Origin of the sequence: Promicromonospora sukumoe (genome assembly GCF_014137995.1) — a bacterium.
GTDB classification, from domain to species: Bacteria; Actinomycetota; Actinomycetes; order Actinomycetales; family Cellulomonadaceae; genus Promicromonospora; species Promicromonospora sukumoe.
In genome coordinates this window covers 2,517,664-2,538,872 of record NZ_JACGWV010000001.1, presented here as the reverse complement: position 1 = coordinate 2,538,872, position 21,209 = coordinate 2,517,664, and the positions used below count along the sequence as shown (strand labels likewise).

22 protein-coding genes are annotated in these 21,209 nt (G+C 71.7%); 9 read left to right on the top strand and 13 right to left on the bottom strand.

All coding sequences use genetic code 11. The annotated features are described in order from the left end of the window. Together FHX71_RS11220 and FHX71_RS11215 are read right to left on the bottom strand one after the other, a co-directional pair. A complete protein-coding gene (locus FHX71_RS11220; RefSeq protein ID WP_182616224.1) occupies positions 1-450 on the bottom strand; it encodes an SRPBCC family protein in 450 nt (149 codons plus the stop codon). A gap of 111 nt (positions 451-561) precedes the next feature. Then, on the bottom strand, positions 562-960 hold the full coding sequence (locus FHX71_RS11215; protein WP_182616223.1) for a nuclear transport factor 2 family protein: 399 nt from the start codon (positions 958-960) through the stop codon (positions 562-564). A 64-nt stretch (positions 961-1,024) separates the two neighbouring features. On the opposite strand from FHX71_RS11215, the gene FHX71_RS29730 reads away from it, so the two are divergent. After that, positions 1,025-1,459: a winged helix-turn-helix transcriptional regulator gene (locus tag FHX71_RS29730; RefSeq protein ID WP_312877016.1), complete on the top strand. Its 435-nt coding sequence runs from the start codon at positions 1,025-1,027 to the stop codon at positions 1,457-1,459. A 43-nt stretch (positions 1,460-1,502) separates the two neighbouring features. On the opposite strand, the gene FHX71_RS11205 is transcribed toward FHX71_RS29730, so the two are convergent. The 9 genes from FHX71_RS11205 to FHX71_RS11165 all read right to left on the bottom strand — a co-directional run bounded on the left by FHX71_RS11205 (position 1,503) and on the right by FHX71_RS11165 (position 8,723). Next, complete coding sequence (locus FHX71_RS11205; protein WP_182616219.1) at positions 1,503-2,129, bottom strand: hypothetical protein; 627 nt, start codon at positions 2,127-2,129, stop codon at positions 1,503-1,505. Between the two features lie 24 nt (positions 2,130-2,153). Next, positions 2,154-3,251 (bottom strand): hypothetical protein, encoded by a 1,098-nt coding sequence (locus tag FHX71_RS11200; RefSeq protein ID WP_182616217.1) that lies wholly within the window; start codon positions 3,249-3,251, stop codon positions 2,154-2,156. Between the two features lie 127 nt (positions 3,252-3,378). Then, positions 3,379-4,029 (bottom strand): hypothetical protein, encoded by a 651-nt coding sequence (locus FHX71_RS11195; RefSeq protein ID WP_182616215.1) that lies wholly within the window; start codon positions 4,027-4,029, stop codon positions 3,379-3,381. After that, a complete protein-coding gene (locus tag FHX71_RS11190; protein WP_312877015.1) occupies positions 4,026-4,856 on the bottom strand; it encodes a TIGR02452 family protein in 831 nt (276 codons plus the stop codon). Before FHX71_RS11190 ends, FHX71_RS11195 begins: the two co-directional genes overlap by 4 nt. A 73-nt stretch (positions 4,857-4,929) precedes the next feature. Further along, positions 4,930-6,108 carry an HAD family hydrolase gene (locus tag FHX71_RS11185; protein WP_182616213.1) on the bottom strand — a complete coding sequence of 393 codons (1,179 nt, stop codon included), beginning with the start codon at positions 6,106-6,108 and terminating at the stop codon, positions 4,930-4,932. 60 nt (positions 6,109-6,168) lie between these two features. Next, positions 6,169-7,062 (bottom strand): helix-turn-helix domain-containing protein, encoded by an 894-nt coding sequence (locus FHX71_RS11180; protein WP_312877014.1) that lies wholly within the window; start codon positions 7,060-7,062, stop codon positions 6,169-6,171. Further along, positions 6,999-7,508, bottom strand: coding sequence for a DUF6879 family protein (locus tag FHX71_RS11175; RefSeq protein WP_182616211.1), 510 nt, complete (start codon positions 7,506-7,508; stop codon positions 6,999-7,001). The genes FHX71_RS11180 and FHX71_RS11175 overlap by 64 nt, the downstream gene beginning before the upstream one ends. Continuing rightward, positions 7,495-7,710, bottom strand: a complete 216-nt coding sequence (locus tag FHX71_RS11170) for a hypothetical protein (RefSeq protein WP_220489643.1) — start codon at positions 7,708-7,710, stop codon at positions 7,495-7,497. Before FHX71_RS11170 ends, FHX71_RS11175 begins: the two co-directional genes overlap by 14 nt. A gap of 107 nt (positions 7,711-7,817) precedes the next feature. Beyond that, entirely contained in the window at positions 7,818-8,723 is a 906-nt protein-coding gene (locus FHX71_RS11165) for an NADP-dependent oxidoreductase (protein ID WP_182616210.1), read from the bottom strand. A gap of 313 nt (positions 8,724-9,036) precedes the next feature. Here FHX71_RS11165 and FHX71_RS11160 point away from each other — a divergent pair, with 313 nt between their 5' ends. From FHX71_RS11160 to FHX71_RS11125, 8 genes are all read left to right on the top strand, one after another. Beyond that, positions 9,037-10,698 (top strand): ABC transporter substrate-binding protein, encoded by a 1,662-nt coding sequence (locus tag FHX71_RS11160; RefSeq protein ID WP_246402526.1) that lies wholly within the window; start codon positions 9,037-9,039, stop codon positions 10,696-10,698. Between the two features lie 2 nt (positions 10,699-10,700). Beyond that, the gene (locus tag FHX71_RS11155) at positions 10,701-11,789 is read left to right on the top strand and encodes an ABC transporter permease (protein WP_246402525.1); all 1,089 of its coding nucleotides are present in this window, start codon (positions 10,701-10,703) and stop codon (positions 11,787-11,789) included. 5 nt (positions 11,790-11,794) lie between these two features. Then, a complete protein-coding gene (locus FHX71_RS11150; protein WP_182616207.1) occupies positions 11,795-12,718 on the top strand; it encodes an ABC transporter permease in 924 nt (307 codons plus the stop codon). Continuing rightward, the gene (locus FHX71_RS11145; RefSeq protein ID WP_182616205.1) at positions 12,718-13,827 is read left to right on the top strand and encodes an ABC transporter ATP-binding protein; all 1,110 of its coding nucleotides are present in this window, start codon (positions 12,718-12,720) and stop codon (positions 13,825-13,827) included. The genes FHX71_RS11150 and FHX71_RS11145 overlap by 1 nt, the downstream gene beginning before the upstream one ends. Next, positions 13,824-14,882, top strand: a complete 1,059-nt coding sequence (locus tag FHX71_RS11140; RefSeq protein WP_182616203.1) for an ABC transporter ATP-binding protein — start codon at positions 13,824-13,826, stop codon at positions 14,880-14,882. Before FHX71_RS11145 ends, FHX71_RS11140 begins: the two co-directional genes overlap by 4 nt. Further along, positions 14,879-16,006 carry a LacI family DNA-binding transcriptional regulator gene (locus tag FHX71_RS11135; protein ID WP_182616201.1) on the top strand — a complete coding sequence of 376 codons (1,128 nt, stop codon included), beginning with the start codon at positions 14,879-14,881 and terminating at the stop codon, positions 16,004-16,006. The genes FHX71_RS11140 and FHX71_RS11135 overlap by 4 nt, the downstream gene beginning before the upstream one ends. After that, positions 16,003-17,607: an FAD-dependent oxidoreductase gene (locus FHX71_RS11130; protein WP_220489642.1), complete on the top strand. Its 1,605-nt coding sequence runs from the start codon at positions 16,003-16,005 to the stop codon at positions 17,605-17,607. The genes FHX71_RS11135 and FHX71_RS11130 overlap by 4 nt, the downstream gene beginning before the upstream one ends. A 177-nt stretch (positions 17,608-17,784) precedes the next feature. Then, positions 17,785-19,464: a glycoside hydrolase family 5 protein gene (locus FHX71_RS11125; protein ID WP_182616199.1), complete on the top strand. Its 1,680-nt coding sequence runs from the start codon at positions 17,785-17,787 to the stop codon at positions 19,462-19,464. 9 nt (positions 19,465-19,473) lie between these two features. Here the strand turns inward: FHX71_RS11125 and FHX71_RS11120 are convergent, their stop codons facing one another. Continuing rightward, positions 19,474-19,866: a zf-HC2 domain-containing protein gene (locus tag FHX71_RS11120; RefSeq protein WP_182616197.1), complete on the bottom strand. Its 393-nt coding sequence runs from the start codon at positions 19,864-19,866 to the stop codon at positions 19,474-19,476. A gap of 126 nt (positions 19,867-19,992) precedes the next feature. Continuing rightward, positions 19,993-21,177, bottom strand: coding sequence for a polysaccharide pyruvyl transferase family protein (locus FHX71_RS11115; RefSeq protein WP_182616195.1), 1,185 nt, complete (start codon positions 21,175-21,177; stop codon positions 19,993-19,995). Between the last annotated feature and the right edge of the window lie 32 nt (positions 21,178-21,209).

The following is a 21,209-nucleotide window of genomic DNA, read 5'->3' as shown; positions in this document are numbered from 1 at the left end:
TCACCAGTGGGTCGAACCCGAGCCGTCGTCGCGGTGGGCGAGGGTGGCGAGCGCGTCCTTCCAGTGCCCCGCGGAGGCGGTCGCGTGCTGCGCGGTGTCGATGTTCTCCTGCGTCACGGTGACGCGCGTGCCGGCGTCGTCGGGCGTGAGCTCGATCCGGATCTCGTGGTAGTTCTCGGGGATGTCCGGGAGGCCGCCGAGCGGCGCGAAGTGCGTGAAGTGCAGCAGGCGCGGGCGGTCGACGGCGATGACGGTGCCCTTGTCGGCGAAGACCCGGCCGAAGAAGTGACCCTCGAAGACGATCGGGCTGCCCGGCCGGTAGTCCGTCTCGACGTTCGCGCCCAGCATCCACCGCGCCCCGGGATGCGTGAGCTCGGCCCAGACCCGCTCGGGCGGCTCGGCGATGTGGGTGGTCGCCGTGGCGGTGTGGCGCGGGGTCTCGATGCTCATCGCTGTCCTCCGTGGTGGTTCTCGGATCTGACCGTAGCGTGTCGGTCGGCACCCCTATCGTGCCCGGGAATTCGCGGGGCGCATGCGGCCGAGGGGGATCGACCCGCGAGCCTACGGCTGTCCGGTGCCCCAGAAGTGGTCCTCTGCGGCCTGGTCCTCGCTGACGAGCCAGACCTCGGCGATCTGGTCTCCCGCGACCCGGAAGACGTCGACACCGTGCTGGTCGAGGTCGGGGTGGTCGGCTCGCGAGGCGGTGAACCGTACGGTGGTCGAGACCAGGGCCCCGGCGTCGGCCACGGACTGCGTGGTCAGTGCGAACGTCCCACCGCTGAGCTCCATGAACCGACCCAGGTGGGCGACGATCGCCTCGGGGCCCACGTGGTCGCCGGAGAGCTGGTTGGAACCGGGCTGGTGCCACACCGCGTCGTCGCTCAGCACAGACCGGAGGGCGGCCATGTCGCCTGCCGCCATGGCGGCGCCGTATCGCGCGATCACATCATTTGCCGACATCATTGCTCCCATCCTCGGGTTACCTGGGACCTCAGCATGCGGACGGAGAGGCGGTTACCTCAACGTGACCACGAAGGAGCCCGAGACACGGCAGTGGACCGTCTTCTCGGCCAGCTGTCCGTCCCGCGAGTCCCTCGCACGGATCGCCAACAAGTGGACGGCGATGATCGTCATCCTTCTGCACGGCGCACCGCTCCGCTTCTCGGAGCTGCACGGGCAGGTGGGCGGAATCACCAAGAAGGTGCTGGTCGACACGCTGCGTGCACTCGAACGGGACGGCATGGTCGAGCGCTTCCGTGACGCCGACGACGCGGCGCGCTACCGGCTCACCCGGCTCGGCCGGACCCTCCACGAGCCGCTGCTCGCCCTGGAGGTCTGGGCCGAGGCACACGTCGAGGAGGTGTTGGAGGCCCAGTCCCGGTACGACAGCGTGCTCGACGACCAGATCCTGACGAACCTGGGTCCGGCCGACACCGCTGGGCGGCTGCCTTCGGCCTGAAGTGGCGGCACGGCGCGCCCGAGGGGATGGCGCCGGCCGTCGTTCAGGCGGTCCGCGGATGCGTCCCGCTGTAGCGCTCGAACTCCGCGATGACCTCGTCGGAGGGTGCGTCGAGGTCGTCGGCACCGAACCTGATCGGGGTGCCGAACCGCTTGCCCTGGCCGTAGGCGTCGTTCTCGTACTCGCTACGCACCTCCGGCGCGAGGCGGCGCAGCATCACCTCGGGGTGCTCGACGTGGACGAGGATCAAGAGCTCGTCGACCCGGGACGGGCCGATGTAGTCGGGATGGTCCTCCGGGACGTCGTCGTCATAGACCTCGTCGTGGTGGAAGACCTCCCAGGAGGTGACGTCGTCCCATCTGACCCGCAGGTCGCCCCACGTGGTGAACCCCCGGTCGTCGAGCACGAGCGCGGGAGCCACGTCGGCCGGCCTTCGCCGTTGCCGCCAGGAGGCCACCGGTGCGGCGATGCTGATCGTGATGAGAAGAGCGGCCACGACGTACGCCATGACGCGTTGGACCGGCAGCAGCGACATGGGGCCCGAGGTATCGAGCGAGGCCCAGATGGTGACCCCGACACCGATCACGAGGAAGCCCGAGCAGACGGCGGCAGCGCGCGCGGGGTGGGGCGGTACGGGACGGGCCAGGTAGAACTCGCGGGGTGAGGGCACAGGCCGAAGATAGCGCCCTGACCACTAGTTGTTGAGGGCGCGCTGGCCCTTCGCCGACTCGACCCGGGACTGCTCGACCGCTCCCGTGTTGCGCAGGAAGACGATGATCCAGCTGAAGATGAGCACCGCCGCCACCAGCTCGACCGCCGTCAGGTTGTAGTACCCGGTGACGAAGAAGACCACCAGGACCACGATGACGGCGACGTAGACGTAGCCGAGGAGCACGAACACCCGCGGCATCGACGGGAGCAGCCGGCGCAGGCGCGCGACCATCACCACGTAGACGACCACCATCCCGCTGGCGGCGGTGGTGTGCAGCCAGAAGAAGTCATCGACCGGGAAGATACCCACGCAGGCCAGCAGCACGCCGATGAGCACGAGCGCCGTCCGCACCCGGCGTCGTCCGCGCAGCTCCCGGTGCGTGGAGTGTGGGAGGTACGCCGTCGCGTAGTGCGCGATGGTCGTGACCATGGCGCCGGCGACTATCAACGTCAGGTTGAACGTGAGCGACGAGACGTCGTCGCTCATCCCGAGGGCGCTGAGGTTGTCCTGCCACCAGAGCGGGTCGGTGGCGCTGAGCATGCTGGCGAAGACGCCGACCGCCAGGAACACGGCCAGGACGAGCGACAGCATCATCGGGGTGAGGTTCACGGCCGAGAGGAACGCCAGGTAGGCGGTCACGGCGAGAGCGACCCCGGCGAGCAGGGCGGCCGACGTCGGGTACGCCGTCGCGCCGACGAAGCTCCTGCTCACCACCGAGGCGACGGCGATCCAGCCGAGCAGCGCGATGACGGCGTGGGCCAGGGTCAGCGCCGCGATGTCGAACCAGCGCAGCCGCGGGCGGGCGTCGTCGGCCGGTGGCTTACGCCCGGCCTGCGTGCGCCGCAGGGCGCAACCGAGGAGGAACGCGACGGCGGCAACGAGCGCTCCGCCGAGCGCGGCAAAGTCGCCGACCGAGCCGCGGCCGGAGATCGGGACGGCTCGGCCCTGGAACACGATGAACCCCACCAGCGTCCCGAGCACGAAGGCGCCAGCGCCGGCGAGCAGTGCCGTGGACTCGCGCGACTCGATGCTGTCGACGGGGCGACGGACGATCCGGGGGAGGGGTGTCGGGTCGCTCATGTCGGTTCTCCTTGCGTGCCCGCGCCGGGCTCTCAACCAACATCGTCGAAATCTGAGGCCTCGACGTCACCCGAACAGGATGATTGGCCGGGGAGTGGTCCGGATGAGCGGCTTCCGCCCGCGCGGTTCAGCGAGGGCCGGCGACGAGCGCACCAGCTACGGCGTCGAACAGTGCGCCGGAGTGCTCGGGTGCGTGCGTGCGCGCCCAGACGGCGACCCGCTCGCGGAACCCGTCGAGGTCGGCCTCGGCTCGGGCGAGGGCGCCACGCATCTCCTCCGGGGAGAACCGCAGGACGGCGCTCGCCGGCTCCTCGGCATCCTGGATGATCTCGACGAGGCCGTGGCGCAGGGTGACAGCAGCAACGGGGCTGTGCCCGAGCCAGCACTCGGTGCGGCCGCCGTCGAGCACCTCGAGGATCTCGAAGCGTTCGTCGAGCGAATTGCAGCAGCCAGGGATGACGACATCCCCGGTGCTCGTATCGGTGAACCGCGGGCCGCCCATGGCCATCGGCTGCGTGCCGTCCGGATCGTGCGGTCCGAGGGCCTGACCGAGGTAGACGTCGAGGCTCGGCGCCTCGTCGCCGTTCTCGTCGGTGTGGAACCAGCGCAGGATCTGATGCACGGCTGTGCCGACCTCGGCGTCGGACAGCTCACCGTGCAGAGCGAGGTACCAGTGACCTCCTTGTCCGACGACGGGCCACAGGTCGAACGCGTCTTCGCCCAGGACCTCGATCACTTGGTCGATCCGCAGGGCTGAGATGGTGCGGGTGTCACTCACGCCCGCGCCGTCGGCTTCTCCAGGGACCGCTCGAAAGCACCGAGCACCGGCCGGCCGGGCCGGTGATCCAGGATCGCGAAGGTGACCTGTTCGAACCTCGGCGGACCGGCGAGGGCCTGTGCGAAGGCACTCGCGACGTCGGCCGCGTCGTTGCCGAAGACCCCGCAGCCCCACGCGCCCAGCACGAGGCGGCGGCTGCCGTGGGCGGCAGCGACGTCGAGCACGCGGGCCGCCCTGCGGAACAGGGACGGGACGACGTCGCGGACGGCAGCGGGCTGGTTGCGCTCGACGGCCGATCGGTTCGGGGCCGCGGCCGTCAGGAACGTGACCGGGTAGGGCTCGGCGAGCAGGGCGCCGTCGTCGTCCCGGAAGACGGGGACGTCGGGGGAGACGATGATCCGGTCGCTGTAGACCAGAGACGCCTCGCGGCGGTGGTGCTCGTAGAACTCGGGCACGGTCGTCTGGGCCGCGTACAGCGCCGAGCTGCGCGCGATCGCCTCCTCCTGGGCCTGCGCGCCGTTGAGGAAACCGCCGCCCGGGTTGCGCGCCGACGCGAAGACCAGGCATGCGGTGCCCGGGCCGAGGCGTCGCGCGGCGGCGAGGCTGGACTCGTCGGTCACCTCGACGGTGGTGGGGCCGGACCAGGTGGTGGATTCCGGCAGCGGTGCGTCCGGGAGGATCAGGCGGGTCCCGGCGACGGCGGCGCTCACCTGCGCCGCGATGGTGACGTGCCGTCCGTTGACGTCGTAGCCGCCCGTCTGCACGGCGTCCATGGTCTGGGCTGCCAGGGCGCGGTTTCGGTCCCGGCTGCGGGTGGGCGACGTCACGGCCGCAATATTGGCCTGCGCGCGAGAGAGCGGTCAACAGATATCACCGTGTCTAGCACCTGGTTGGCGCAGGTCAGGGGAGTGGCGGTCGCTCTGGTGGGGTCAAGGGGAGCTCGAACGCGGCCGACGCCTCCGGGCGGTCTATCGGGGCCGTGCGCCAGTGGGCTCGCCGCCGTCCTTCCTCTCCCCGGGGGTATGTCAGCCCGGCCTCCCGGGCCGCGCGTTCGACGTCGCGCATCGTGGTCGAGGTACCCGAAGGGACCGGGGCGTGCCGTTCCCATCGACCTCCCCGCAGCACGTAGATCGCGCAGCCTGCAAGGCCTGGGCCGGAGCCGTGCCAGACCCGCACCACCAACCGACCCGGCGACCGTGTGGGGGCGGTGTGGACGGCCGCGAGAAGCTGTGCAGCCAGCGGTGACAGGTCCGGCCGGAGTGCGTGTCCCGGAACGAGAGACCGCAGGATCGGGACGACACCCTCGACGGAGATGGAACCCGTGACCTCTGCGGCGGCCGTCCGCACGGCATCGGGCGCGTGCCCCATCGCCACACTGCGTGCTGCCCAGCTCAGCATGGGGATGTCGTTGACGCCGTCGCCGACCGCCAAGGTTCGTTCGACCGGGATGCCGAGACGCTGCCGGACGAGTTCGAGCGCGGTCGCCTTGCTCGTGCCGGGTGCGGTGACGTCGAGCCAGTCGGGTCCCGCAGGCGTCACGGTCGCGCCGAGACGGTGCAGACCCTCGCCGCGCGCGGTCATGCGATCGGCGTGAAGCACGACCCGCGATGCCGGCTCGGCCAGCAGCTCATCGAGCCGGGTCAGCTTCTGTGGTCCGTTCAGCAGACCAGGGGCGAGCTGACGACTCACACGCCAGCCCCAACCGATCTCCTCCACCGCGACGTGCAACCCCGGCGCCAGCTTCCAGGCCTGCCGAACCACCGGTCCGGGCGCGAACGTGCGGCACTCGATCACCTCGTGTCCCGACGGCGCAGCGCGGTCGAGCCGAACCGTCACCGCGCCGTTGGAGCAGACCGCCCAGCCCTCGCTCAGGCCAAGCCGGCGTGCGACCGAGACCAGGCCGACGAGTGACCTACCCGTCGCGAGCACGACCTGGTGGCCGCTGGCCCGCACCAGTTCCAGTGCTCGCACCGTCTCGCCGCGGACCTTGTCGTCCCTGCCGACCAGCGTGCCGTCGATGTCGAGTGCGATCAGGTGCTTCGTCGACGTACTGACGCCGTGTGCCGCAGTTGTTTCCATTCCCAGGCCCCCGTAATCATCGGTTCTGGGAACGATCCTGCGGCCGTCGTTTGACGGGGGCTAGGTGCTTTCCTGTTGCGGCAAGAAGTCGTCCCGAATGCTCTCGACCAAGGTGCACATCTCGCTGTCGTAGACCGCCGCCGCGGCGAAACGCGTGAAGGTATCGACATAGGTTTCTATGTCGCGCGGGTCCCGGGTCGTGACCTCCGAGTGGAACGTCTCGACGAGCACCAGCCGGTCGTCGTGAATGCTGAAGCAGGTCATCGGGAAGTCCGGCATCCTGCCCACCAATGGGACGACACCAAGGGTGACGTTGGGCAGTCGCGACAGGGAGACCAGCCGGTCGAGCTGTGTTGCCATGACCGCGGGCTCGCAGACCAACCAGCGCAGTACGTGCTCGCAGACCACGAAATGAAAAGAGCGGTCGGGCTCGTAGAGCGTGGCCTGGCGGGCGAGCCGTGCCGAGACGGTCCGGGCCCTAGTTTCTTCTGGCAGAGCCGGTGGGAGCGAGAACACCGCACTCGCGTACTCCGGCGTCTGAAGCAGCCCGGGGATGAGCTGACCTTGAAACAGGCGAAGTGTTGTGGTGTTCGCCTCGATCGCCTTGATGGTCTTCTGGTGTTTCCAGGGGCCCATTCGGCGCAACAGGCGCCAGGCTGTGGCCTCGGTGACCTCCGCGCGAGCCGTGGCGAGAAACTGCTCCTTCACCTCGGCGGATACGCCGAAGGAAGACAGGATCAGTTCAACATCCTGCACGGTGGGCAGTGTCCGCCCGTTCTCGATCTTCGACAGCTTGCCCGCGGACATCGAAGCCCTGCGGGCCACCACGTCACCGGTCAGTCCTGATGCCTCGCGCAGCGCCCGCAGGGCCCTTCCGATGGATTCCCCGGTCAGGAGCGCCGCTCCCAGTACGCAGCAAACGGCACGGCGTAGGCGAGCGCCAGATCGCGCCACGCCAGGTACTCCCCGAGTCGTTCCTCGGGCAGAAGCTCACCGCCGAGAAACTTGCCTTCTGGCGTGTAGTGCATGCGATAGACCTGCCGGTCGTCGAAGAGCCAGAAGTCGTGGTCAGGCAGGCCCGTCACGTGGGCCTCGGTCAGGTCGATGATCCCGATGGATTCCCCGGCGGCGATGTTCCCGGGGTAGGCAGACAGTTCGTAGCGCAGGTAGTCCGTCAGCGGGGAGCGCAGGACATGCACACGCGAGACCGTCCTACCTGTATCCGTCATCGAGCGAATCCATGGGTTGTCGGACCATTCCGGGCCCATGTCCTCGCCCGCCAGGAACCGCGCGATCTCTTCCTGTTCGTCCTCCACGTCGTACACGGCCAGCGTCTCCAACCTGAAAGCGCTGCGTTCGAACGTCTCGAAGAGGCGGCCGAACTCTTCACCTGCGAGCACGGAAATACTCCTCGAGGACTGCGGCCGGCACCACGACTGCTGTCTCGCCCTCGGGGAGGTCGAGCTGAGTGAGGCGGTCGCGATCGGTGACCACGTAACCCTGCACCACGTAGTCCTTGTTGTCCTCGGTACCCCACAGCGTGGGACACGTGCCGTTCTTGCAGCTCGGATCCCCTGACAGCTTTCGCAGCGGCTTGTCCACGTTTCCCCCTGGTCGACGATCTGTGTCGCATTCAATGCTTCCGGGGTGCTGATCGCAAGGTCAAGAACTTCGGCTTTCCGGAACAGGAAACTACGAACCGGGTTCGATCAGATCACCACCACGACCTTCCCCTGCACGTGCCCTTCCTCGCCGTAGCCGTGCGCCTTGGTGATCTCGTCCAGCGCGAAGGTCCGCTCGACCTGCGGCGTGTACCGCCCCTGCCGGCCCAGCTCGGCGGCCTCGGCGAGCAGTGTCGGGTCGTTCACCGCGTTCGCCACCTGCACGCCCAGCCGCCCGGCGCCCAGGTGGTCGGCGACGGTCGACACCCGGGCCGGGTCGCCCACGATCGCGACGAGGTCGGCCAGGGAGCCCGACGCCGCGGTGTCCAGGGCGAGGTCGACGCCCTGCGGCGCGAGGTCGGCAAGACGCTCGGCCAGGCCCGCGCCGTAGGTCGTCGGCACGGCGCCGAGCGAGGTGAGGAACGCGTGGTTGCGCTCGCTCGCCGTCCCGATCACGGTCGCGCCCTGGGCCACGGCGATCTCGACGGCGGCGCTGCCCACGCCGCCCGCGGCGCCCTCGATCAGCAGCGTGCGTCCGCGCAGGTCACCGAGTGCCCGCAGCCCGCCGAGCGCCGTCACGGAGGCCAGGCCCGCGGCGGCCGCCTGCTCGTCGGACCACGCATCGGGCACGGGGGCCCACGCCGAGAGCAGGGCCAGCTCCGCCGTCGCGCCCGTGACGCCACCCAGCCCGAAGACCCGGTCCCCGATCTGCACACCCGAAACACCGGGCCCGATCTCGTCGACCACACCGGCGGCGTCCCGCCCCGGGATCGCGGGCAGGTCCATGGGGAGCGCCTCGCGCACCGCACCGGACCGCACCTTCCAGTCGACCGGGTTCACGCCGGCCGCGGCCACGCGGATGCGGACCTCGCCGGACCCGGGGTGCGGGTCCGGCGCCTGCTCGACCACGAGGGTCTCGACGTCGCCGTACCGGTGGTAGCGCGCTGCGCGCATGGGGTCCTGCCTTTCCGCGCGGCCGGAACCGGCCGCGGTGCGATCAATAAACGAGAGGGGAGTTCGGCGAAGTGCCGACCCTCAGCACGCTAAGACCTGACGTCGACGTCAGGGGCAAGTGCGGCTGCGTCACACCCAAGCCGGGCCGGCACACAAGAAGCACCGAGGGTGTTGACACCCCGCCCGACCCGCCCCTAGTGTCCTCGCTCATACGTAGAAGCAGCCCTCCGCATCGTCGCGGGACGTTGCTCATACGTATGAGCATCGCCTCACCAGCGATCGATCCACCTCGACGAAGCGGAAGGGATCTGGCATGGGACACGCACGATCGGTCGGACGGCGCGTTTCAGCGCTGGTCGTCTCACTCGTCCTGCTCACCTCGGCCTGTGCGGGCGGCTCGTCGTCCGGCGACGGGACCGCGGGCGGGCGCGACGACACGATGATCTACGGCAAGACGGACGGCGGCACCACGTTCGTCCACAACTACAACGTGGTGGGCCCCGCCATCGACAAGGCGCCCAACATGGAGCTGGTCTACGAGCCGCTCATGCGGATCGACTACAGCAACGGCGCCGTCGTCGAGCCGTGGCTCGCGGAGAGCTGGGAGTTCGACGACGCCGGCACCACCCTGACGGTCCACCTGCGCGACGGCGTCACCTTCTCCGACGGCGAGCCCTTCACGGCCGACGACGCCGTCTTCTCCCTGAACCTGCCGATCGAGCAGCCGGAGTTCTCGATCGCGGGCGTCACCTACGAGAAAGCCGACAAGGTCGACGACCTGACGTTCACCGTCACGTTCGCCGAGCCGTCGTTCGCCACCCTGAAGCAGTTCGCCAACATCCTGCTGCCGATGGTGCCCGAGCACGTCTGGGCCGACCAGGACCTCAACACCTGGACCAACCCCGAGCCGATCGGCACCGGCCCGTTCACCCTCGGCGAGTTCAAGCCGCAGCAGGTCACGCTCGCCGCGCGGGACGACTACTGGGGCGGCGAGCTGCCCATGTCCACCTACAAGATCATCCCCACCAGCGCCGACGCCGCCAAGGCGCAGCTCCTGCGCGGGGACATCGACATCGCGCAGGGCTCGTGGGCCAACGGCGAGCAGGAGTACACGGCCAAGGACCCGGAGCACAACCTGTACCAGCTCTACCCGAACGGCGGCGCGATGTCGGCCATGTTCAACGCCGGCCGGCCCCCGTTCGACGACGTCCACGTGCGCCGCGCCCTGGCGATGACCATGGACCGGTCCGCCATCACGACGACGCTCCAGCGGCCCGGCACCGAAGCCGGCCCCACCGGGCTCAACGCGACGGTGTACGCCGACTGGGTGGACCCGGAGCTCGCCGAGCCGTGGCCGATCGACGCCGAGGCGGCCAAGGCCGAGCTCGCCGACGGCGGCTGGACCGTCGAGGACGGCGCCCTGGTCAAGGACGGCGAGAGCTACCGGCCCTCGATCCTGTTCAACAACGACTGGGACTGGGGCAGCTACGCCGACATCCTCATCAACGGCTGGCGCGACTCGCTCGGCATCGAGGTCAAGCCCGCGGGCCAGCCGACGGCGGGCTTCTACGACGCGATGAACCTCGGCGACTTCGACCTCGCCGCGGCGTCGACGGGCGGGGCCGGTGTCTACGGCGTGTACAGCTTCCTGGACGGCGACTTCGTGGTCCCGGTGGGGGAGTCGGCGACGCTCAACCAGGGTCGCTGGTCGAACCCGGAGGCCGACGAGATCATCGCCGCGATGGAGAGCACCGACGACGAGGCCGAGCTCAAGGAGCTGGGCCTGCGGATGCAGGAGCTCGTGGTCGACGAGGTGCCGTTCAGCCCGCTGTACGACAACTTCTACTTCGTCGAGATCAACGCGAAGCGCTGGTCGGGCTGGCCGACGCCGGACAACTTCGACCACATCCCGTTCGTCGGCATGGGGCCGGACCTCATCCTCACGATGCTCGACCTCGAGCCGGCGGAGGGCTGACCATGACGACGACGGAGGCGCCCGCCCCGGCGTCCGGGCCCGGCCCGGCGCCGTCGGCCGCCACGGACCCGCCCGCCGCGGTGCGGGCCGTGCGCCGCTGGGGGTTCCTGCTGCGCCGGCTCGGCTTCTACGCCGCCGCGGCGGCCGCCGCGATCGTGCTCAACTTCCTGCTGCCGCGCCTCATGCCCGGCGACCCGTCGTCCGCCATCGTGGAGGAGCTGCAGCGGGTCAGCGGGCAGCAGGTGCCGCCGGAGACCCTGGAGAGCATCCGGGCGATCTTCGGCGACCCCGACCAGAACCTCGCCGAGCAGTTCGTGGGGTACCTGGGGCAGCTCGCGCGGTTCGACCTGGGCGTCTCCGTCGTCAACTTTCCCGTCCCCGTGAGCGAGCTCGTGCTCCAGGCGCTCCCGTGGACGCTCCTGCTGGTCGGCACCACGACCGTGCTCGCCTTCGTGCTCGGCACGGGCCTCGGCGTCATCGCCGGGTGGAAGGCCGGCAGCCGGCTCGACTCGATCCTCACGCCGCTGACGGCGTTCCTGTCGTCCGTGCCGTACTTCTGGGTGGCGCTGCTGGCCCTGTGGGTGTTCGGGTTCGTGCTCGGCTGGTTCCCGCTGTCCGGCGGCTACGACGCCAACCTCGCCGAGGGCTTCAACCTGCCCTTCCTCGCCTCGGTCATGCACTACGGGGCGCTGCCGGCCGCGACCATCGTGTTCTCCGCGTTCGGCGGCTGGCTGCTCGGCATGCGGAACATGACCGTGACCACCGTGCGGGAGGACTACGTGCTGCTCGCCCAGGCCAAGGGCCTCTCCCGCGGCCGCGTGATCCTGCGGTACGCCGCGCGCAACGCGATGCTGCCGAGCTTTACCGGGTTCGCGATGGCGCTCGGCGGCGTGATCGGCGGGGCGCTGCTGACCGAGACCGTGTTCAGCTACCCCGGCATCGGCTACCTGCTGTTCGAGTCCCTCAACAAGCGCGACTACCCGATGATGCAGGGGGTCTTCCTCATCGTGACGCTCGCGACCCTGCTCGCCAACCTCCTGGCCGACTCCCTCTACGTGGTGCTCGACCCGCGCATCCGGGAACAGGGGTGAGCGCCGTGCGTCCTTCGTCTCGCGGGTCAGGACTCCTGAAGGGCTGGAAGGTCCGTGTCGGCCTCTCCGTCATCGGCTTCTTCGTGCTCCTCGCGCTGCTCGGGCCTTGGCTGACGTCGAGCATCCCCGGCCTCGACCCCCGCGCCAACGACCTCACGGCCATCGGCCTGCCGCCGAGCGCCGACCACTGGCTCGGCACCACCCAGTTCGGCCAGGACGTGCTGGCCCAGACCATCGAGGGCGCGCGCGGCTCCCTGTTCGTCGGGTTCCTGTCGGCGGTCATCGGCACGTCGCTCGCGATCCTCGTCGGGCTGCCCGCCGGGTACTTCGGCGGCCGCACCGACTCCTGGCTCAACTTCCTGTCCAACCTGTTCATCGTGATGCCGGTGCTACCCCTGATCCTCATCGTCGCCGGGTACATGCAGGGCACGGGGCTGTGGGTCATCGCGCTGATCATCGGCTTCTTCGGCTGGTCGGGCGGCGCCCGGACCATCCGCGCGCAGGCCATGAGCGTGTCCAACCGCGACTTCGTGCTCGCGATGCGCACCCTCGGCGAGCCGCACCACCGGCTCCTGTTCCACGAGGTGCTGCCGCACCTGACCGGCTGGATCGCCGCGATGTTCCTGTCGGGTGTCATCGGCGGCGTCATGGCCGAGGCGGGCCTCGCCTTCCTCGGCATCTCCGACTCCGGCGCGATCAGCTGGGGCACCATGATCCAGGCCGCCCAGCAGCAGAGCGCCGTGCTGCGCGGGATGTGGTGGTGGTTCGTGCCGCCGGGGCTCTGCATCGCCCTGGTCGCGACGGCCGCGACGCTGGTGAACTTCGGCGTCGACGAGCTGGCCAACCCCAAGCTGCGCACGGTGCGGCGCTCCGTGGTGCGCCGGACCCGGGACCGCGCCAACGAGACCGCCGTAGGGAGCGATGCCTGATGGTCACCCAGATCATGTCCGACGCCGAGCAGGGCACCACCGACACCGTCTCCGACGTCCTGCACGTCACCGGCCTGACCGTCGAGTACGTGACCGACGGCGACCCGGTGCGCGCCTGTGCCGACGTCACCTTCACGCTGCGCCGCGGCGAGATCCTCGGCGTCGCGGGCGAGTCCGGCTCCGGCAAGTCCACGCTGATCACCGCCCTCACGCGGCTGCAGCGGCCGCCCGCCGTCACCACCGCGGGCAGCATCGTGTTCCACCCGCGTGACGGCGGACCCGCGATCGACCTGGTCACCGCGAGTCCCCGCGCGCTCCGGGCGCTGCGCTGGACCTCCCTGTCGATCGTGCTGCAGAGCGCCATGGACGCCCTGAACCCCGTGATGCGGCTCGGCGCTCAGTTCGCCGACGCGCTGCGCACCCACGACCGGACCCTGAGCAAGGACGCCGCCTGGGCGCGCGCCGCCGAGCTGCTCGCCACGGTCGGCATCTCGGGGGACCGGGCGCGCAGCTACCCGCACGAGCTGTCCGGCGGCATGCGGCAGCGCGCCAGCATCGCGCTGGCGCTCGCGTGCGGCCCGGAGCTGGTGGTCATGGACGAGCCGACGACGGCGGTCGACGTCGTCATGCAGCGGCAGATCCTGGCCCAGGTGCTGCGGCTGCGCCGGACGCTGGGGTTCGCCGTCGTCTTCGTGACGCACGACCTGTCCCTGCTGCTGGAGCTCGCCGACCGGATCGCCATCATGTACGCCGGCCGGATCGTCGAGCTCGGCACCGCGCGGGAGCTCTATGACGACCCCCGCCACCCCTACACGCGCGGGCTGCGCGACTCGTTCCCGCCGCTGCACGCGCCCCTGACGCGGCTCACCGGGATCCCGGGCACGCCGCCCGACCTGCGCCGTCCGCCGTCGGGGTGCCCGTTCCACCCGCGGTGCGCCGCCCGGTTCGAGGGGTGCGACACGCACCTGCCGGAGCTGATCACCAAGGGCGGGCACGCCGTCGCGTGCCGGCTGCACGAGCCGACGGAGAGACCGGACCCGGCACCTGACTCGGCGTCCGGCCCGGCGTCCGACACGAGGCCCGACCGCACCGAAGGAGGAGCGTCATGACCGCGACCACCCCCGCGCCGTCGGCCCCCGTCGCCGCGCCGGAACCGCCCGTGCTGGCCGCCGTCGACGTGACCAAGCACTTCGCCGTCCGCTCCGCCGTCGGCGCCCGCTCGGTGGTGCGCGCCGTTGAGGGCGCCACGCTCGACCTGCACCGCGGGCGCGTGGTGGCGCTGGTGGGGGAGTCGGGCAGCGGCAAGACGACGCTCGCGCGGCTGCTCGCCGGGTTCTACGCCCCCACCAGCGGCGAGATCGTCCTGGAGGGCGCGCCCGTCCGGCAGCGGCGCGGGCGTGTGGAGCGCGGCTACCACAAGGACGTGCAGCTCATCTTCCAGGACCCGTTCGGGTCGCTGAACCCGCTGCACCGGGTGCGGCACAACCTGGAGCGGCCCCTCAAGCTGCACCACGGGGTGCGCGGCAAGGCGGAGCTGGACCGGCGGGTGCGCGAGCTGCTGGAGCGCGTGGCCCTGTCGCCCGTCGAGCAGTTCGTGGACAAGTTCCCGCACGAGCTGTCCGGCGGGCAGCGGCAGCGCGTCGTCATCGCCCGGGCGCTCGCCGTCGAGCCCAAGGTGCTGCTCGGCGACGAGCCCATCTCGATGCTCGACGTGTCCATCCGCCTGGAGATGCTCAACCTGCTCGACCGGCTGCGCACCGAGGACGGCCTCGCGCTGCTCTACATCACCCACGACATCGCCAGCGCCCGCTACCTCTGCGACGACATCGTGGTGATGTACGCCGGCGAGATGGTCGAGGGCGGACCCAAGGAGCAGGTCATCGCCGACCCGCAGCACCCGTACACGCGGCTGCTCGTGGAGTCGTCGCCCGACCCGGGCCGCGGCGCGCGGGACCGGGAGGCCCTGTTCGACGCCGACGCCGACGGCCTGGGCGAGCCGCCCAGCCTCATCGACCCGCCGCCCGGCTGCCGGTTCCACCCGCGCTGCCCGTTCGCCATGGACGTGTGCCGCACCCAGGCGCCGCCGCGCGCCGACCTCGGCGACGGCCGCTGGGCCCGCTGCTGGCTACACGCCGACCGCACCACCGCACAGGAGAACGAGTGACCACCACCCCGCGCCGCGCCCGGGCGCCCCGCCAGTCCGACGTCGCCCGGCTGGCCGGCGTCTCGCAGTCCGCGGTCTCCCGCGTGATCGGCGGCGACACCGACACCGCCCGCATCCCCGAGGCCACCGTGCGGCGCATCCAGGACGCCATCAAGGAGCTGGGCTACGTGCCCAACCCGACGGCGCGCAAGCTGCGCACCGGCCGCAACCGGATGCTCGGCGTGCACACCTTCGAGGCCGTCTTCCCGCGGGCGCGCGAGGACTTCTACTTCGAGTTCCTGCTCGGCATCGAGGAGCGCGCCGAGGAGATCGACCACGACCTGGTGCTGTTCACCTCCACGGGCGGCAGCGACGGGCGGCGCCGCGTCTACCGCGACGGCGTCAACCGCCTCAACGTGGCCGACGGCGCGGTATTGCTCGGCGTCGCCGCCGACCGGGCCGAGCTGGCCCGGCTGGAGGCCGACGGGTACCCGTTCGTGCACATCGGCCGCCGCGAGGTGCCCGGCACCCGCATCACGTGCGTCGTGCCCGACTACGAGTCGGCGGCCGCCGCCATCGTCGACCGGCTGGCCGACCTCGGGCACGAGCGGATCGCCTACCTGCGCGCCGGGATCGACGAGGAGTCGTACGCGGACCGGCGGCGCGGGTACGAGTCCGCCGTCGAGCGCCGGGGCCTGCGGGATGTCTCGCCGGAGCGGCCGGGCCTGGAGGGCGCCGGGCTCGATGCGGCCGGCTCTGAAACCGCCGGCCCCGCTTCCGCCGGGCCGGGAACGGTCTGGCTCGACGCCGTGGCCGACGGCGCGGTCACCGCCGTCGTCGCCGACGCCGAGTGGCTCGCCAACCCGCTGGCCGAGCGGCTCGCCGAGCGCGGGCTGACCGTGCCGCGCGACGTGTCCGTCGCCGTCCTGGAAGGGGTGGGGCCGGACGCCGCCGTGCACTGGGACTGCCTGCAGATCCCGCGCCGCGAGGTGGGCCGCCTCGCCATCGACACGCTCGTCGGCCTGCTCGACGAGCCTGGCACGCCGGTGGCTGACGTGCTCGTGCCGTGCGTCGTCGTCGAGGGCGAGACCGTGGCCGCGCCGCCTGCTGGATCACCGGCACCGACGAAGGGGAGCAGCGCATGAGCGTGAGCGAGCGCAAGACGGACGTGCTGATCGTGGGCGGCGGCATGGGCGGCGTCGCCGCCGCGCTGACCGCGGCCCGGCTGGGCCGGCGCGTGGTGCTGACCGAGCCCACCGACTGGCTCGGCGGCCAGCTCACCGCGCAGGCCGTGCCGCCCGACGAGCACACCTGGATCGAGGAGCGCTACGCCCCGCCCGGGTACGCCGACCTACGCCGCCGCGTCCGCGACTACTACCGGCGCAACTACCCCCTGACGCCGCGCGCCGCCGCGGACCCGCTGCTCGACCCCGGCGTCGGCATCGTCAGCCACCTCTGCCACGAGCCGCGCGTCGCCGCCGCCGTCCTGGAGGAGATGATCGCGCCCTGGCGCGCCGGCGGGCAGATCGAGCTGCTGCTCGGCCACGAGCCCGTCGCCGCCCACACCTCCGGCGACGAGGTCGACGCCGTCACCCTGCGCGACACCCGCGACGGCCACGAGACCACCGTCCAGGCCGCCTACGTCGTCGACGCCTCCGAGCTCGGCGACCTGCTGGAGCTCGCCGACGTCGAGCACGTCATCGGCGCCGAGGGACAGGACCAGACCGGTGAGCCGCACGCCCCCGCCGTCGCCGACCCGCTCGACCAGCAGGCCATCTCCTGGTGCTTCGCCCTGGAGCACCGCCCCGGCGAGGACCACACCATCGACCGCCCGGCCGGCTACGACCACTGGCGCACCGCCGTCGCCCCCTTCTGGCCCGGCCCGCAGCTCTCCTTCGACGACGTCGTCCCCATCACCCTCGAGCGCCGCACCTGGCAGCTGTTCGACGCCGACCACGCCCGCAACGCCCACTTCCCGCTGTGGACGTTCCGCCGCGTGCTGGCCCGGGAGAACTTCGCCGACGGCGCGATCGGCGACGTCACCATCGTGAACTGGCCCCAGATCGACTACTGGGCCGCGCCCCTGCTCGGCCCCGGCGTCGACGACGCCGCCCACGCGGCGGCGCTCGCGGGATCGCGGGACCTGTCGTTCTCGTTCCTGCACTGGCTCCAGACCGAGGCCCCCCGGCCCGACGGCGGCACCGGCTACCCGGGCCTGCGCCTGCGGCCCGACGTCACCGGCACGCCCGACGGCCTGGCCAAGACCCCGTACATCCGCGAGGCCCGCCGCATCCAGGCGGAGCTGACCGTCACCGAGCAGCACGTGGGCGTCCTCGCCCGGCCCGACGGCGCCGGCAGCGAGGTGTTCCCCGACACCGTGGGCCTCGGCCGGTACCGGATCGACCTGCACCCCAGCACGGCCGGGCGCTCCTACGTGGACATCGAGGCCTACCCGTTCCAGGTGCCGCTCGGCGCCCTGGTCCCGGTGCGCGTGGACAACCTGCTGCCCGCGGGCAAGAACATCGGCACCACGCACATCACCAACGGCTGCTACCGGCTGCACCCCGTGGAGTGGGGCATCGGCGAGGCCGTCGGGGCGCTGGTCGCGTTCTGCCTGGACCGGGGGCTGCCGCCGCGCAAGGTGCGTAACGACCCCGCGCGGCTGGCCGACTACCAGCGGCTGCTGACGGACACGCTCGGCATCACGCTCGCCTGGCCCGACGACATCCGCACCCACCGCGAGTGAGGGGAGGCACCTGACCAGAGGCAACTGACCAGGGGCAACTGACCGAACTCATCGACTTCGGTCCGATGACCTGAGACCGGTCAATCGCCCGACCGGTCTCAATACCGCCGACCGATCTCATTTTCTGCCCTGCACGCACCACCTCGTTCGACGAAGAACGGAGAACGGAGAACCATCGTGCTGCGAAACATCCTGTTCAGGGGCCGCGCGCCCCAGCCCATCAGCCCTGTCCCACCCGTCTCCCGGCCTGCTGACCGGCCCCCGAGGCGGCAGCGGGCCCGGCACGCGGTCGCGGCGTCGGCGCTCGCGGTCGTGGTCGCGGGGCTGGGCCTTGCGGTCCCGGCGTCGGGAGCCGCCGGCGCGGCGCCCACCGACACGACGTCCGCCGGCGTCGAGCGCGCCAAGGCCGCCCCCGCCGCCCTCTCACCCGACGTCGTCTCACCCTCCGCCGGGGCCCCGGCAGCCGACGCCGCTGGGGCAGCCGACACCGCGGCCGACGCCGCCCCCGCCGCCGTCTCGCGACTCGGCACCTCGGGCAACAAGATCGTCAACGCGTCCGGCACCCCGGTGCAGCTCCGCGGCGTGTCCGTGCTGGCGCCCCGGCACAACGCCGAGTGCCCCGAGTGCAACCCGCGGCCGATCTCCGACGTGATCGACATGACCGTGTCCGACGGCTGGCAGTCCGACGTCGTGCGCCTGCCCGTCACGGTCTGGGGGTCGCTCAGCGTCGAGGACAACGTGGCCCAGTACGTGGACCCCTACGTGCAGCAGGCCGTTGACCTGGGCATCTACGTCATCGTGGACCTGCACTACGTGTCCGACTACGGCAGCACCGGCGTGCCCCAGTCCACCGTCTCGGAGTTCTGGGACTACGTGGCGCCCCTGTACGCCGACGTGCCGAACGTGATCTACGAGGTCTTCAACGAGCCCGTCGCCCCGGCGAGCTGGCCCACGTGGAAGGCGTACATCCAGCCGGTCGTCGACGACATCCGGGCGGTCGCGCCCGACACGCTGCTGCTGATGGGCGGCCCGCAGTGGAGCACGTACGTCAACCAGGCGGCGGCCGACCCGATCGCCGGGAACGACATCGCGTACGTCTACCACCTGTACCCCAACCAGGGGGACGCGACGGCGGCGAACCTGGACGTCAAGTTCGGCAACGCGGCCCAGCAGATCCCGGTGATCCTGACCGAGTTCGGCTGGAACCCGCCCGGGGAGTTCTCCGACCCGGTGGTCACGCAGGGCACGACGTCGGGCTGGGGCATCCCGCTGCGCCAGTACCTCGACGCCCGCCCGCACATCAGCTGGACGGCCTGGATCTTCGACAACTACTGGAAGCCGCAGATGTTCGACCACGACTGGAACCTGCTCGGCGGCGAGCACCAGGGCGCGATGATCAAGGCGTGGCTCGCGGACCAGCCGTACGCCTCCCCGTGCGCGTCCCACGCGGCGGTCGGGGCGACGGCGGTCGCGTCGTCGTCCGGGGGTGCCTCCAGCGGCGCGGCCAAGGCCGTGGACGGCGACTGCACCAACGTCGGGCGCTGGCTGTCGGCGGCCGGCGACACCACACCCACCCTGACGATCACGCTCGACGCGCCCACGGTCGTGGACCAGATCGACGTGTACAGCGGGTTCGTCGGCGGGGGATCGGTCAACGTGCTGCGCGACTTCACGGTCGAGGTGCACACGTCGGCCGGGTGGCAGCAGGCGGCCACGTTCCAGGACAACACGCTCGGCCTGGTCAGCGCGCCCGGCCCGGCCGCGGCGGTGGACCAGGTGCGCCTGGAGATCACGGACCCGTCGAACTACGACCCGGACGTCGCGCGCGTGTTCGAGGTGGCGGTGCGCCCGGCCTAGCGCCACGTGTCAGACGTACAGGTCCCCCGGGTGACCTGTACGTCTGACACGGGGGAGGGGCGGACGGCGGTGCCGCCCGCCCCGGTGCTCGCCGGCGACGAGGCGCTGGTCCAGGGCCCTGCGGGTCCACGCCACCTGGCGCACGTCGATGAACGCGCGGATGCACCCGGCGCAGCCGTCGAGGTGGTTCTCGAGCCGGCGCCTGCGGTGGGGGAGCAGCCGGCCGGAGAGGTAGTCGTGGATCGACGCCCGGGTCGAGCGGCACTCGGGGCGGCTCCCGTCCCGGGGAACGGCCCGGGCAGCGTCCCGCGAAGCCTCCCGTGGAGCGGGCACCGCCGGCACCTGGGCCAGCGCGGCGCGGAGCCTGGCGACGTCGGCCCGACGTGCCCCCGTGAGCGTCACGCACTGCCCCCTTGCCTGAGTGTCCTGAGTGCTCTGCCTGAGTTTTCTGCCTGGAGTGTCCGGCCGGAACGGCCGGGCAAATAGTGCCACTGACCACCAGGAGGTACGCAAACGGGCACGTGATACCTACCAGGGCCGGCGGAAGACCGCCGCGACCTCGTCCCACCACGCCGAGAAGTCCCGGCGGTGGCGGGCCAGGCGTCCGGCCGCCTCGTCGGCGACCCGCGACCGGGCGGCGTCGAGCCGCTTGACGAGGTCCGGGGCGCACTCGTCGAGCTCGCCGAGAGGCGCGGTGACCGGCTCGCCCCAGTGCCCGAGCGCACCGCGGAGCTTGATGCCCGTGTAGTCGTCTGTGACCAGGCCGAGGGTGGGGACCCCGGCCGGGGCCGCGAAGACGGCCGGGTGGTAGCGGCTCGTGAGCAGCAGGCCGGCGCCCCGCGCGAGCAGGGCGGAGTGTCGCGGGTCCACCGTCGGCACGACCTCGCTCGGCACCGTGAGCAATTCGCGGACGCGCTCGTGCAGCGCCGCGTCACCGCGGGGCCCGGCGGCGGGGTCGAGGGGGCCGAAGTGGGCGTGGAAGCGGAGCGGACCGCCGACGATCCCGGCGGCGCGCTCGACGAGCCGGGCGAGGGACGCCTCGGTCGCGGCCGGCGGGCAGCCGCCCAGCCAGCCCGAGAGGCTGACGACGATCCCTGCGGGGCCGGCCGGGGGCTCGACGGCGCCGAGGAACGACGCGTCGTCGACACCGCAGCGCACGTCGAGCCCCCACGCGGCGGCGAGCCGGGCGGACGTCGGCTCCCGCACCGCGGCACGCACGGCGCCGCCCAGCAGGCCCGCGACCGCCCCGGCGTCCGGGGCCGCGAGGTCGGGCCCGAGCGTCTGCCCGCTCACGACGACCGGCAGCCCCAGGCCTCTCGCCATCGCGGCCAGCGTGGCGCGCTCGTGGACGTGCACGCGCCAGCGTGAGGCGAGGTTGCCGCCCCCTGCCACCAGCACGCCGTCGGACTCGCGGAGGGCCGCGAGGACGGGCCCCGCGGGGTCGCCGGCCGCCAGCGTCGTCTCCCCGGACGCGGCGGCGGTCAGCAGCGCCGACCGGGCGGCGGCGTCGTCCCGCCCGAGCCCCGCGAACCCGAGCCGCGCCACCGTGCCGATGCCGTACCGGGCGGCGGACTCCTCGGGCGCGGACGAGACGCCGACCGCCGGCACACCCCGGGCGCGCAGCTCGCCGACGGCGGCCTCGAACATGGCCTCGTCACCGACGTGCATCATCCCGTCCACGACGCCGATGTCTCCGATGACGAGCACGGACATGCTGTGGTTCCTCCGGGGTCGCGGCAGGGTGC

Coding starts and splice junctions, on each gene's coding strand:
- FHX71_RS11220 (WP_182616224.1), bottom strand. CDS start 450: ATGAGCATCGAGACCCCGCGCCACACCGCCACGGCGACCACCCACATC.
- FHX71_RS11215 (WP_182616223.1), bottom strand. CDS start 960: ATGTCGGCAAATGATGTGATCGCGCGATACGGCGCCGCCATGGCGGCA.
- FHX71_RS11200 (WP_182616217.1), bottom strand. CDS start 3,251: ATGAGCGACCCGACACCCCTCCCCCGGATCGTCCGTCGCCCCGTCGAC.
- FHX71_RS11185 (WP_182616213.1), bottom strand. CDS start 6,108: ATGGAAACAACTGCGGCACACGGCGTCAGTACGTCGACGAAGCACCTG.
- FHX71_RS11165 (WP_182616210.1), bottom strand. CDS start 8,723: ATGCGCGCAGCGCGCTACCACCGGTACGGCGACGTCGAGACCCTCGTG.
- FHX71_RS11160 (WP_246402526.1), top strand. CDS start 9,037: ATGGGACACGCACGATCGGTCGGACGGCGCGTTTCAGCGCTGGTCGTC.
- FHX71_RS11155 (WP_246402525.1), top strand. CDS start 10,701: ATGACGACGACGGAGGCGCCCGCCCCGGCGTCCGGGCCCGGCCCGGCG.
- FHX71_RS11145 (WP_182616205.1), top strand. CDS start 12,718: ATGGTCACCCAGATCATGTCCGACGCCGAGCAGGGCACCACCGACACC.
- FHX71_RS11140 (WP_182616203.1), top strand. CDS start 13,824: ATGACCGCGACCACCCCCGCGCCGTCGGCCCCCGTCGCCGCGCCGGAA.
- FHX71_RS11130 (WP_220489642.1), top strand. CDS start 16,003: ATGAGCGTGAGCGAGCGCAAGACGGACGTGCTGATCGTGGGCGGCGGC.
- FHX71_RS11115 (WP_182616195.1), bottom strand. CDS start 21,177: ATGTCCGTGCTCGTCATCGGAGACATCGGCGTCGTGGACGGGATGATG.